The organism is Candidatus Caccoplasma merdavium (genome assembly GCA_018715595.1).
In the GTDB taxonomy this organism is placed as follows: domain Bacteria; phylum Bacteroidota; class Bacteroidia; order Bacteroidales; family UBA11471; genus Caccoplasma; species Caccoplasma merdavium.
In genome coordinates this window covers 23,745-37,323 of sequence record DVLI01000016.1, presented here as the reverse complement: position 1 = coordinate 37,323, position 13,579 = coordinate 23,745, and the positions used below count along the sequence as shown (strand labels likewise).

Annotated in this window: 7 protein-coding genes; 6 read left to right on the top strand and 1 reads right to left on the bottom strand. The window is 51.1% G+C overall.

Features of this window, described 5'->3' with window-relative positions; genetic code table 11:
• The 5 genes from IAD09_04920 to IAD09_04900 all read left to right on the top strand — a co-directional run.
• Positions 1 to 415 (top strand): hypothetical protein (locus IAD09_04920; protein HIT81563.1); only part of this gene is annotated, 415 nt, incomplete at its 5' end.
• 109 nt (positions 416 to 524) lie between these two features.
• The gene (locus tag IAD09_04915) at positions 525 to 3,746 is read left to right on the top strand and encodes a TonB-dependent receptor (protein ID HIT81562.1); all 3,222 of its coding nucleotides are present in this window, start codon (positions 525 to 527) and stop codon (positions 3,744 to 3,746) included.
• A gap of 26 nt (positions 3,747 to 3,772) precedes the next feature.
• Positions 3,773 to 5,623: a RagB/SusD family nutrient uptake outer membrane protein gene (locus IAD09_04910; GenBank protein ID HIT81561.1), complete on the top strand. Its 1,851-nt coding sequence runs from the start codon at positions 3,773 to 3,775 to the stop codon at positions 5,621 to 5,623.
• A gap of 47 nt (positions 5,624 to 5,670) precedes the next feature.
• The gene (locus tag IAD09_04905) at positions 5,671 to 6,156 is read left to right on the top strand and encodes a hypothetical protein (protein HIT81560.1); all 486 of its coding nucleotides are present in this window, start codon (positions 5,671 to 5,673) and stop codon (positions 6,154 to 6,156) included.
• 161 nt (positions 6,157 to 6,317) lie between these two features.
• Positions 6,318 to 9,788 carry a fibronectin type III domain-containing protein gene (locus IAD09_04900; protein HIT81559.1) on the top strand — a complete coding sequence of 1,157 codons (3,471 nt, stop codon included), beginning with the start codon at positions 6,318 to 6,320 and terminating at the stop codon, positions 9,786 to 9,788.
• An 80-nt stretch (positions 9,789 to 9,868) separates the two neighbouring features.
• Here the strand turns inward: IAD09_04900 and IAD09_04895 are convergent, their stop codons facing one another.
• Positions 9,869 to 11,569 (bottom strand): glycoside hydrolase family 43 protein, encoded by a 1,701-nt coding sequence (locus IAD09_04895; GenBank protein ID HIT81558.1) that lies wholly within the window; start codon positions 11,567 to 11,569, stop codon positions 9,869 to 9,871.
• A 274-nt stretch (positions 11,570 to 11,843) separates the two neighbouring features.
• Between IAD09_04895 and IAD09_04890 the strand changes: the two genes are divergently transcribed.
• Positions 11,844 to 13,547 carry a glycogen/starch synthase gene (locus IAD09_04890; GenBank protein ID HIT81557.1) on the top strand — a complete coding sequence of 568 codons (1,704 nt, stop codon included), beginning with the start codon at positions 11,844 to 11,846 and terminating at the stop codon, positions 13,545 to 13,547.
• Positions 13,548 to 13,579 lie beyond the last annotated feature (32 nt).

The window sequence follows — 13,579 nt, the reverse complement described above, 5'->3', positions numbered from 1 at the left end:
CGATGGCATCACCGGTCGGGACATCATGGATAACGAAGCCATCAAGGCTTTGGCCTATCCGTTCAGTCCGTCGCCCGTCCAGGCCGAGACGAAACCCGTGGCCGTGATAGAAGATCCCCTGGGTTGGTATTATGAACTTTCGTTCCTGTATGACGGAAACAACCAAGTGGGTGCCAACATCGTCGTGTATACCGTTGCCGAAGCCGACCTCGAATCGTATGACCCGGCCAAGGACCAAAGCATCAAGAACTCTCTGGACCAACCCGAATCTTCCTCTGTCATCGAAGTGGAAAGCGATCCCACCGTTCCGACAATCGATTACAATGCCCCGATGTATAATATCTTGGGACAACCTGTAACGAAAGATTATAAAGGTGTCATTATACAGAAGGGTCATAAATTTATCCTCAAATAAAACATCTCTTTATCCGTTAAAAGGGCGGTTTTGGTGACCGCCCTTTTAACGGAGTTTTGACAGACAACGTCTGCCGATAACCCGATTTCATACCAAAAAACACACATACATGATGAAGCTAATAACTAAGACATTAACGGTATTCTTGTTGAGCCTGATATGTGTCGCCGTCGATGCTCAACAGCGAGTGACCGGTAGTGTTGCCGACCGTCAAGGAGAGCCGTTACCGGGTGTGTCGATTTCGTTGGACGGAAAAGCTGTGACCATTACCGATGCCAATGGTAACTTTTCATTGGAAAATGTAAAGCCGACATCGACCATTTCAGCCTATTTCTTGGGATTTAAGAGACAAACCGTGACCGTCGGCAACCAGACAAATCTGAAATTTGTTTTGGAAGAAGATGCCGAGCAACTCGATGATGTTGTCGTTATCGGTTATGGTACGGTAAAAAAGAACGACCTTACCGGTTCTGTCTCATCGGTTACCCCGAATGAAATCATACAGAGAGGTACCCCCGAGGTATTAGGCGCCATACAAGGTTCTGTTCCAGGTGTGAATATTACTCAAAACAGCAGCCGTGCCGGAGGCGGTTTCGATATAGACATTCGCGGACGTTCGTCCATCAACGGAAGTACGACACCGTTGTATATCGTCGACGGAGTGGAATGTTCCGACATCAACTGGCTCAATCAACACGATATCGAACGCATCGATATTCTTAAAGATGCCTCCTCTACGGCCATTTACGGTTCACGGGCTACGGCAGGTGTCGTGTTGGTGACCACAAAGAGCGGCGGAGGATTGTCGAAGAGTGTCGCCAAACCGACCATATCTTACGATGGCTACTACGGCGTCTCCACGCCGGCGCGTATGCCCGATTTTCAAACAGCCGACGAATTTTATACCTATCGTTTCAGGGAGTTCCTTTCTCCTGTCGGTGGCACGGGAAATACCTCGCAGCCTATCTATACCATGAACAGCAGTTTCGGACAGATGGCGCTGCAATATGAAGCCGGCAAGAACGAATATGCCATGAAAGATATGCTGGCCAGCGGCCGTACCTTTGATTGGCCCGATTTCATCACCAACAACGGCAGCCAGCAAAATCATTATATCAGTGTCAGCGGAGCTTCGGAGAAGGTGAGCTACCACATGGGTATAGGTTATAACAGGAACAAGGGCCTTTACGAAGGCGATGACGAACGTAAATTCAATTTCAAAGGAAGCCTCGATGCCCAAATATCAAAAGTCGTCAGTGCCGGATTTACGGTAAACTTGGCAAAAATCGACAATGAGTATGGTTCCGATACCGGTGTGCAGGAGGCTTTCCGTATGAATCCTTTTATATTCCCCTATGACGATGAGACAGGTGAATTGTTGGCACAACCCGGAGCGCATAAATATTTGGGTACGAGTGCGACAGGTTACCAGTTTACCAGTTCATACAACCCCTTGCTTTATTGGGAAAACGAGGAAAAAGCCGGTGAAGAGTGGACTTTGCTGGGCAATTTCTACATCAACCTCAAACCGATTGACGGGCTCAATTTCAAGACCTCATTCTCGCCGATTTATTCAGCTTCCCGGGAAGGTTTCTATCGGGGAACCCTCGTGGGAGATGCCGAGAACCAGGCTACCTTGTCCACGGCCAGCGGCCTCTCTTATACATGGGACAATACTTTGACATGGGATTATAGCATAAATGACCGCCATGAACTCAACGTGATGGGCTTGGCCTCTCTCATGTCGGGCAAGACCGAAACGGAATATATCGAGTCGGCCGGCGTGCGTGAAGGCACCTTGTGGTATGCACTCAACACCGGATTGATAAACCAGACGGGTTCGTCGAACACTTACACCGAAAACAGCATGGTATCGTTTGCCTTGCGCGCCAACTATACCCTTTTCTATTGTTACATGCTCACGGCCACGGTACGTTGGGACGCCTCATCGAAGTTCGCAAAAAATTACCGTTGGGGAGCTTTCCCGTCGGTGGCCTTTGCCTGGCGCATCTCCGATGAGCCTTGGATGAAACGCACTTCCCATTGGTTGAGCAACCTCAAACTCCGTCTCTCCTACGGTGTAACCGGAAACAATCGGGGCGCCGGTGATTATGCGACACAAGTTACCATAGCTTCGACCGAATATTATCCTTTGGGCGGGACCTATATCTCGGGTACATCGCCGAGCGGTATTGTAAACAGCCGGCTCCAATGGGAGAAATCCCATGAAGTCAATGTCGGTTTGGACTTCGGTTTCTTCAATGGCCGCATTCACGGATCAATAGATTGGTATGACAAACGCTCAAAAGACCTGCTCTATGACGTAGACCTTCCTTTGCTTACCGGCGGACAGTCGATGACAACCAATGTAGGTTCGGTAAAGAATACCGGCGTGGAAATAGGATTGACCACGGTAAACGTCTCCACCAAGGACTGGCGTTGGGAAACGACTTTCTCATTCACGCATAACAAGAACAAAGTTCTTGAAATCAACGGCCTTGGAACCAACCTTGTGCCCACAGCTATGACGGGAGGTCTCTTTATCGGCTATCCGGTGGAAAATGTCTATGCCTATGTATGGGACGGGATTGTCACCGACCAGATGATGACCGTTCCCAATACCCAGGCCGCGAAAAACTTCGGATTTGTTCCCGGGCAGCAAGTGCGTTCCTGTGATTATTACTATACCATCTACGGGTGGCAGGAAGGCATGCCTATCATCAAGGACTTGAATGGCGACGGTGCCATAGACGGAACCAACGACCGTAAGATATATAAGTCGTCGCCCGATTTCGTGGGCAGCTTCACCAGCAACCTCTCTTACAAGAATTGGGACCTTTCGCTGTCGGTCTATGCAAAAATCGGTTATACGGTCAGCTCTGCATTCTATGGGCAGTATTATGACTTGACCGACCGCGGACGCATGCGTTTGAATGCCGATTGGTATGTGCCGGCCGGGACCTTGTTGAATTGTGATGGAATCAATGATGATGGAACATTCATCAACCCCGTTTATCAAGAAACGACACACTACGGCGATTATCCCTTTACGACCAATTCCCTGACTTATCAAGAGGAGTGGTTGGGCAATGCCAATACCATCGTCGATGCCTCCTATGTGAAAATCAAGCACATCTCCCTCGGATATACTTTCCCCAAGGAATGGGTCAGCAAGTTCAAATGTCAGAATTTGAGGCTTTATGCAACCGTGACAAACCCGTTTGTCTTTACCCGTTACAAAGGATTCGATCCTGAGTGGGCGGGTGGAGATTTGAAAAACGACGGTCCGAGCACGATAACCTATCAATTTGGTGCAAGTATAACATTCTAATACCAAACCTCTTAAATTCTTAGAAGATGAAAAATATTATCTATATAGCAGCATTTGTAATAGCAGGTGCACTGCTTTTCAGTAGTTGCGATGACTTTTTGGAAGCCGAGAATAAGAGTGCAGGTGGTACATTGGCCGAAGATTATTACTCTACCGATGCCGGTTTGCAGACTTTTTTGGCATCGGCCTATGCCGGGTTGAAACCCATGGCTACCAATGTCGAGATCAATGAATGGGGAACCGACCTTTATGTCGCTGTCCGTTCCAAAGACCCCGGCATGTTCCATCGGTACACCCTCTCGGCCGAGAACTCCACGGTAGAGGACCTCTATAAGAATATCTACGCCATGATAAACGATGCCAACGGTGTGCTCAAATACGGAGGCGACAACGGGACGTATGCTCCCGAAGCCAAATTCCTGCGTTGTTATGGCTATTATCTGTTGACCCAACATTTTGGCGGCGTCCCTTATGTGACCCAATACATCGATAATGACGAACGCAATTATCCGCGTGCTGATTTAAGTACCGTTTATGCGAATATCATTGCCGAGTTGGAAAGCATTGCCGAGTCGCCCAACCTGCCCGACAACGGCCTGGGTGCCAACTTGGGCCGGGCAAGCAAACGCGCCGTGGCGGCTCTTTTGGCAAAAGTGTATCTGGCTGCCGGTTGGGATATACACACCAAGCTTCTCGATGAGACGGCCGGCACCTATACGGTTACCTCGACCGCCTATTTCGAAAAGGCGCTTGCCTGGGCCGAAAAAGCCATCAACGGGCAGGGTCTGACCATGTCGTTCCATGACAAGTGGTGGCCGTTCAACGAAAACAACGAGGAAGAAATATTCTCGGTGCAATACCAGCGTGAGGGCTATCCCGGCGACATATATGCCGGCGGGCACAATTTGCAAGGCTCTTACGGGCACCTTTACGGCAATCCCGTTGAAAGCGGTTTGAAAGCCTGCGGTTCTCAGCTTTGTCCGTCGACAAAGGCCATCTACCTTTGGGACGAGGGCGATGAACGTTGGGAAGGGACGTTCATGCAAATCATGTATAACTCGGCAATCGGCGACGATGGCCTTCCCGGTTGGGGCGATGAGGGTTATATGGCATACTACAACAATGCCGACAACAGCAACCTCAAAATCGCATTCGGTTATTTTCCCTACTATACCAGCCAAGCCGAGCTTGAAACATGGATTACGGACAACACCCAGCGTTTTGCCAACACTGATGCCGACAAACTGGCCACCAAGCAGTCGAAATTTTACATCATTGCCGACCCGATGGTTATCATCACCTTGGGTACCGACGGAAAAATCGCCAGCCGTCAGACATTGGAATACCACAGTGCGGGAAGACTTGCCCAAGCCGGCGTGACGGTGAGAAAGTATGATGACCCCAATACCGAACAAGACAAGAGTTGCACTTACAGCGATTATCGCGATATATTGCTTTTGCATTTGAGCGACATCTATCTGGTGGCCGCCGAAGCCGCTCTCATGGCGGGCGACGAAACAACGGCTCTCTCTTATGTGAACGATGTGCGGGAACGGGCCAAAGCCAAGACATTATCGTCATTTGCTGACTACGAAGCCAATTACACGACCCCGGTGACTTATGGAGAGAATACGCCGCTCGACGTTATCCTCGATGAGCGCGCCCGGGAGCTCTTCGGCGAAAACGCCAGCCGTTGGATCGATTTGCGACGCACCAAACAGTTGGTTCGGTACAATATCGCCTACAATACATATATATCGTCCGCGGCCGACATGTCGAACAACAAAGGAGAGGTAAAGTGGTATCGTCCCATACCGCAAGCCGAAATCGATACCAATATGGGCATCAACCAGGAGAATCAGAATCCGGGCTATTAATCCTTTGTAAAGCGGAGATGATCATAAACCTATAAAAGTTGACAATAATGAAACATGCAATAATCTCTTTGGTTTCCCTCCTTGCGTTGAGTTGCGCTTTCTTTGCGTGCAATGACGACGATGACAATGCGGTGTATGTCAATCCCGTAACACCCGAAACGGTTGCTGCCGGCACCTATGAGGGAGAATGGGAACGTTTGTCGATTTCCGATTCCACCCTCGAAACAGGCGCGGGGTATATCGTTATACTTCCCGATACGGTAAATATCGTTACGGCGCAATTTGTCAGTGAGTCATTCAGTCTCGACAAGCAGGCCATAGCCAATATCACCTATGCCGGCGAACGTTTCTATTATTTCAATTATTCCACGACAACCGACCTGGGGGTGGAATTTGCGGGAATAATCGATGAAAACCAAGTCAATCAGGTCTCGTTTACAATCAAACAGGCCGACGGACGCAAAATCAAGGAATTCAAATACGCTTTCAAAGGCGCAAAAATTCCAGATGCAACAGTCCCCGGAGGAGAATAGGGACGCAAACATGGAAACGGATCCCATTTTTTCTCGATAAACTTTTCGTGTGCGGGAGCGGCATGTCAAACATTTTTGACATGCCGCTCTGTTTTTCGAGTTTTTTATTTATACCTTTGCTCATAGTATTAGTTAACCAATAAATTTATCGAACACTTACCATGAAAAAAGTTACCTTTCTATGGGCTCTTTTGTTGAGCCTGTTTGTTTCGGTTCCCGCTTATGCCGAAGGGCTTTTGGCCTTTCCCGGAGCAGAGGGGTTCGGCCGCTTTGCCACTGGCGGACGCGGGGGAACCATCTACCATGTAACCAATCTCAACGACAGCGGCACAGGCTCTTTGCGCGATGCCGTCAGCAAGCCCAACCGCATTATCGTCTTTGACGTCTCGGGTGTCATTCATTTGCAATCGGCACTTGTTTTCTCATCCGACCTTACCGTTTTGGGGCAGACCGCTCCCGGTGAAGGCGTGCAGGTGTATGGCGATCGGGTTTCGTTCTCGGGTGCCGACAATATCATTGTGCGCTATATGCGTTTCCGCATGGGGGCCGGCGGTACAAGCGGCAAAGACGCTTGTGGCGTGGCCAACGGCCAAAATATGATATTCGATCACCTCTCTGCGTTATGGGGCCGCGACGAATGCTTCTCGATAAGTTGGGACAACAAGGGTACGATGCCGAGCGACATCACGATACAAAACTCCATCATCGGTCAAGGTCTGCAATCGCACTCCTGCGGCGGATTGATACAGACCGAAGGTGGCGTTACCCTCTACCGTAACCTCTATATCGAAAACAAGACCCGTAATCCCAAAGTCAAAGGTCTCAACCAGTTTGTCAACAATGTCGTTTATAACTGGGGTGGTGGCGGTTGCTACATCATGGGCGACAGCGAAGGACCCTCTTGGGCACATATCGAGAACAACTATTTCATGAAAGGTCCGTGGAACGGAACCGCTCCGTTTACCCGCGGTAACTCCAACTTCAAATATTATGCGGCCGGTAACTACTACGATACCGACAAGGACGGCGTGGCCAACGGTCGTGAAGTGACCGAGGCCGAATATACGTCGTCGGGCAGTTCGCGTGTATATGACTTGGAAACGTTCGACGGCATCACTACCCGTCCCAAGGCACACCCGACGATTGTCGGCATGATGACGGCCGAGGAGGCGCTCCATTGGATTATCGACAGCGTAGGGCCTTGCTTGCCGGTGCGTGATGAGGTCGACCAATATTTGATAGACGAACTCTCGTCGTTCGGGACGAAAGGCTCGACCAATGGCATCAGTTCCGAGAAAGACCTGCCCCATGGCGGTACCGGTACGCTCTATGGCGGTTACAAACCGCTCGACAGCGACGGTGACGGTATTCCCGACGAGTGGGAAGAAGCCAACGGGTTGAATCCGAACGATGCCAGTGATGCCGCTGCCATTGCGGCCAACGGCTATGCCAATATCGAGAATTACTCTTTCTCCATCACTTCGGCTTATCCTTATGTCAAATCGCCGTCGGGTCTGAAAGTGACGGAGCAAAAGAAAGAATCGATTTCTCTTTCCTGGATCGACAACTCCGATGACGAAACCGGTTTTATCGTCGAAGTATCGACCGACAACAAATCCTTTACCGAGGCCGGCCGGGTAGGAGCCGATGTGACTACTTGCACGGCCACAGGGCTTAACCCCGAAACCGTTTACTATTTTCGCGTGCGGGCATATAATGGAGAAGGGATAGAGTCGCCCCATTCGTCGGTGCTGACCACCGAGACCATCGGCGACCCTTCGGCACCCAAACTCTCAGAGAATCCGACCCCGGCAATCGATGCCGAGGTCGGAGCTGCTAATGAGGTGGTGTTTTCCTGGGAGAATGCCACAAAACCTTATTATGGACAAGTGACCTATGCCGTTTATGCCGGTACCTCGGCCGATAACATGCAACAGTTGGCAACCGGCCTCACGTCAACAACATATAATTACGGACAAGTCGAGGCGGGTACCACCTACTACTGGCGGATCGATGCCACAAATGATGAGGGCACGACAACCGGTACGGTGTGGACATTTAAGGCGGTCGAGGGTGGCATCTTGTTTTATACCGATTTCAATACACAACCCGAGGCTTGGAAAAACGCCTATGGTTCCATATCCGATAACACGAATATTATCAACGGGAAAAATACGACAAAAACCATTGGCGATATGAAGTTCGGTTCGGGCAGCAACACCATTCGCGTCGTGGCCATGAGTGCGGCTAACAATTCGGCCGACATGTCCAAAGATTACGGCCCGGCCACCGGAGCCGATGCCGGAGCCACCGACCGCTGTGTCCAGTTTTATTCCACTTCATCGGGCGGTTACCTGCAATTACCCCGGGTCAGCGGCCCTTGTGTCATAACGATATGGGCGGGAAATCCCGAAACGAAATCGAAAACGTTCAAGCTCAATACCATTGTCGATGGTGTGGAAAGCAATGTGGCATCGTTCACGCTTGGAAACAAAAAGAGAATATATAAGTTCCAATATATCCACATGGACGATTCCGAAGTGACGTTCAAAATCGATGCCAACGCCATTAAGTTCAATATCAACGACATTCTCATCGAGCAGTATATACCCGAAGTGGTTGCCGACCCCATTGCCGTTGAGGCTTGGCCCGACACCGCGGCCATCAGCTATGCCGACGGAGCCATGACGTTTACCTTCAATCAGGTAGTGGTATATCATGGTGGAGCCGTTTTCAGTGGTGAGCAATACGAGAATGTAGAGGTGTCGGCTTCGGGAACTTCGTTGACCCTCAAATATTCGGCTTTGGACGTCAATACGTCGTATGTGCTTTCTTTCCCCGAAGGTGCTCTGACCGATTATGCCGGAGAGAAATCATTTACGGGCGAGCTTGCTTTCTCCACCTGTGACTTCCCGGTCGCCAAGTCCGAGGGTGAAACCCACTACGGCAAGGCTGCCGCTTCGCTGCCGCTCGATTTTGCCCCCTTCACGCAGGTGGCTCCCTTCGAGACCGTGGGCGGTTTGGTGCAAACGTCGCAGAATGATTACCCCCACTGGGTACAAGTGTCGGGCGAGACAGACGGAAATGTCGCTGTGATGAATAAGACGTCGGACAAAATCATGACCTATTTCGACGGACGTTCGGCAGCGTTCGACCTGAATGTCGAGTATTCGGGCGGAGGCAATGTCGAATTTAAGATACAGGAATCGCGCAACTGCGACATCGCTCCCGGTTGGCGCACCATTCGCATACTCACTGCCGATGATTTCCCCTTCGACGGGCACCTGTTGCTCAATGCCGAGACACGTTTCGTGAAGATTTCGGCACCGACGCTCACCTCGGGTGAATTGACCGTGCGCCGTTTCAGAATTGCCGATTCCGAAGGACGTTTCGACCTGAGTGGCGGTGTTCCTGCGACCGAGCAGCAGAAGTCGGCGATTGTCGTGGCCGTGAGTCAAGGTACCGTGACCCTCAGCGGCTTGAATGCCGGTGCCCAAATCGAAGTATTCTCGTTGGCAGGTGTCGCCGTCTACAACGCGGTTTCTGCCGGGACGACACACAGTTTTGAATTGCCTTCGGGCTATTATATCATACGCGTCGACAGAGAGACCACACTCGATTTGGTGCTCTGATTCCTGCGTTGAGCCCGTTATCAAGAAAGCGCTTTGGCGATTTTTCGCCAAAGCGCTTTCTTTTATCGGTGGGGGAAAGTTTAGAGAGCCTTTTCGGCCGTTGTGGCATAAAGCCCTATGGCCGAGCCGGTAAACCCTCCCGCATATTGGGTGGTGATGATGTGACCCTCTTGCGGGGTACCCAAGGTGGCCCATTTCTTTCCGTTGCGGGAGTAGGCAAATGTGTAGGACGCACCGTGGCATTCGATTTTCAACCAGATTTTTCCTTTTTGCCATTTGCGGTCGAGCGGTTGTCTCGCCACCACTTGGGAACCCTCTTTGTCGCTGCGTATCACGACCAGTTCGCAATCACCTTTGCGGGTCATGCCCTTGCCCAGGATATAGTGCCCTTTCTCGTCCTGGAAAACGGCTATGCCGGCCAGTTCGCCTGCATTTTGAGGCGTGAAGTCGACGCAGGTCGATGCCGTGTAATGGGCATGCTGGGCCCAACGGCAGAGGAACGATGGCTGTTTTTTGTCGGTCAGGGCGATGGGGCGGGGGGTAAGGCGCATTGTCCCGCCGGTTTGTTCCCACCAAGTCGTTTGCGGGGTGCGCAGGGTAATCCATTTCATGTCGATGGACTCGGAGTCGAAATCGTCGGTATAAGAGAAATTCCCCGTCAGCAGCCGGCCTTTCCCTTCGTTCTGTTTCTCTCCGATGGTGGGGACACGTTCACCCTTCGGCAGAATGATCGGTTGCTCGTCGTTCCATTCGACCGGGAGCAGGAAGGTGTTGCGGCCGGTGTTGTCGTGATACCGGTCATAGGGGAGCACGCCGAGAAATACGGCCCACCATTCACCGTCGGGAGTCTCCACCAGGTCGGCATGTCCGGTGCAGGTGATGGGGAACGTCCGGTCATCGGGCAGGTCGCGCTGGGTGAGAATGGGATTGACGGGGCAGGGGGTAAAAGGCCCAGTGGGTCTGTCCGATGAGAATATCACCTCGGAATGTTGGGGGCCGGTACCTCCCTCGGCGGCCATCAGATAATAGGTGTCGCCGATGTGGTAGAGGTGGGGGCCTTCGATCCAGATGGGGCGCTCTTCGGGGTGCACCCCTTTGTCGACGAGTACCGTGGCCGGGCCGCAGACCTTGTCGGTCGCGGTGTCGTATTCGCGAATCCAGATGGCGCAGTGCCCGTCATACTCGGGCGGATATGCCGGACCCTGGTTGTTGACGATGTAACATTTCCCGTCGGTGTCGAAAAGGAAGGAGGGGTCGATGCCGCCCACCTCGCGAATGCGTATCGGGTCGCTCCACCCTTGGGCCGGGTCTTTTGTCTTGACGACGATATTCCCTTTCCCCCCGATGTCGGTAACAATCAGGTAGAAGGTGTCGTTGTGCGGGTTGTATTTGATGTCGGGGGCATAGATGCCGGCATTGGTACCCATGCCGTCCTTGATGTTGAGTTGCGACGGCCGGTCGAGGGCGTAGCCTATTTGTTCCCAGCTCACCAAGTCGGTGCTGTGCCATACGGGAATGCCGGGGTAGTAACAGAATGAACTGTTTACCATGTAGTAGTCGTTCCCCTTGCGGCAAATGCTCGGGTCGGGATAGGTGCCGGCAAGTATGGGATTGATGTAGTGGCGTTGCGGGTCAAATTCCGCGGGCAAAGCGTAGTAAGGGTCGTTGCCCGTGTAGGTAAAGTTCCCGAATCGCGCCTGTTGCGGCGATTTTGCCTCTTCGGCCGATAAAATTCCCCACGCGGCAGTTGCCAGGAGCGTCGATAGAAGGAGTCGTTTCATGGATGGTCCGATTTTAAAGATCTATTTCGAACCAAAATTAATCTCATTTTGTTAAATCCCCGCAAGAATACTCTTGAAATTGCTAAAAAAACATATTCGGAAACTGTTTTGTCAAGGCTTGAAATGCTTTTGCCGATGGCTTGTTTCCCGATTTTTCGTTCATTCGTCAAGATTAATTGCACAAATATCAGCGTGCAATGTCTGTAATCTCGAATTTTTGTTGTATCTTTGCACACATCTTTTGTGGATAAAAAGAGTTTTTTAATATTTTTTTATGACAGAGCGAGATCAACTCTATCCCGATTATCTCTTTGAAGTTAGCTGGGAGGTTTGTAATTTGGTAGGTGGTATCTACACGGTGTTGTCGACAAAAGCCCGCACGCTGCAAAAGATTAATAAGGATAAAAACATATTCATAGGGCCTGATGTGTGGAAAACCACACCGTCGCCTTTCTTTACGGAGTCACACACGTTGTTGAAAGCTTGGAAGTCAAAAGCCTTGGCCGAAGGGTTCAAGGTGCGTGTGGGACGCTGGAACATACCCGGAAAACCTGTCGTTATCTTGGTCGATTACCAAGACCTCTTTTCGCGTCGCAATGACATTTATACCGACATGTGGAACGATTTCGGCGTGAAATCACTGCATGCATACGGCGATTACGACGATTCTTGCATGTTTGCCTGTGCCGCGGCAAAAGTCATCGAGCATTATTACCATTACATCGGTGGTGAGAAATATAAGGTCGTTGCCCATTTCGATGAGTGGCAGACCGGCATGGGATTGCTCTACCTGCGCAAGGTATTGCCTGCCATTGCCACCGTTTTCACGACGCATGCCACGTCGATAGGACGTTCGATAGCCGGGAACAACAAACCGCTCTATGGATACTTGTTCGGTTACAATGGCACGCAGATGGCCGAAGAACTGAACATGGAAGCCAAGCATTCGGTCGAGCGTCAGGCCGCCCATTTTGCGCATGCCTTTACTACGGTAAGCGACGTGACGGCTGCCGAATGTGCTCAACTGCTCGAAAAAGTCCCCGACGTAGTGACCCCCAACGGTTTCGAGGCCGACTTTGTGCCCAAAGGCCATCGGTATGAAGAGAAAAGGGCCGCTGCCCGTAAAAAACTCCTGCAAATCGCTTCGGCGCTTATCGGGTATGAGGCTCCCGACGATGCCATGCTCATTGCCACGTCGGGTCGATATGAGTTCAAGAACAAAGGTATCGACATGTATGTCGATGCCCTCAACCGTTTGCGCCTGCGCTACAACGGCGAACGCGAAATCATTGCCTTTGTCATGGTGCCTGCTTGGGTGAAAGAACCCCGTGCCGACTTGCAAGAACGCTTGCAGAGCGGGGCTTCTTACACGACTCCGTTGCCCGAGCCTTATATCACCCACACCCTGCACAATCCGGCCGACGACAAGGTCTCCAATCAGATACGTTATTGCGGTTTCCCTCAAACACCCGACTCAAAACTCAAAATCATATTTATCCCCTCTTATCTCACCGGCAATGATGGCATTGTCGATTTCTCCTATTACGATACACTGATAGGTTTCGATGCCACGGCATTCCCGTCTTATTACGAACCGTGGGGCTATACTCCTCTTGAAAGCATTGCCTTCGGAGTGCCGACGGTGACGACCGACCTTTCGGGATTCGGCATGTGGATAAAGAGCATGGCCAATTATGGCCTCGAAGGGAAAGGCGTAGCCGTGCTGCACCGCACCGATTTCAATTTTGTCGAGGTCACCGAGAATCTTTCCGATACGATAGGGTGGCTTGCAACGGCCGGGAAATCGACCCGTCTGCTCATGGCCCAGTCGGCTCAAAACACTGCGGCAGAAGCACAGTGGAACCATTTTATCAACTATTACCGCAAAGCCTACGACATTGCCCTCAACCGGGCGGCCGAAGATTGCGCGGGGAAGTCGGCTTTTGTTGACGAATATGATGAAACAGACGAAAAATAACCCTATAAAACAAGTATTTACCAACATAATAG

Bases quoted from the DNA above. Each gene is read 5' to 3' on its own strand.
- IAD09_04910 (HIT81561.1), top strand. From the start codon at position 3,773: ATGAAAAATATTATCTATATAGCAGCATTTGTAATAGCAGGTGCACTG.
- IAD09_04900 (HIT81559.1), top strand. From the start codon at position 6,318: ATGAAAAAAGTTACCTTTCTATGGGCTCTTTTGTTGAGCCTGTTTGTT.
- IAD09_04915 (HIT81562.1), top strand. From the start codon at position 525: ATGATGAAGCTAATAACTAAGACATTAACGGTATTCTTGTTGAGCCTG.
- IAD09_04895 (HIT81558.1), bottom strand. From the start codon at position 11,569: ATGAAACGACTCCTTCTATCGACGCTCCTGGCAACTGCCGCGTGGGGA.
- IAD09_04905 (HIT81560.1), top strand. From the start codon at position 5,671: ATGAAACATGCAATAATCTCTTTGGTTTCCCTCCTTGCGTTGAGTTGC.
- IAD09_04890 (HIT81557.1), top strand. From the start codon at position 11,844: ATGACAGAGCGAGATCAACTCTATCCCGATTATCTCTTTGAAGTTAGC.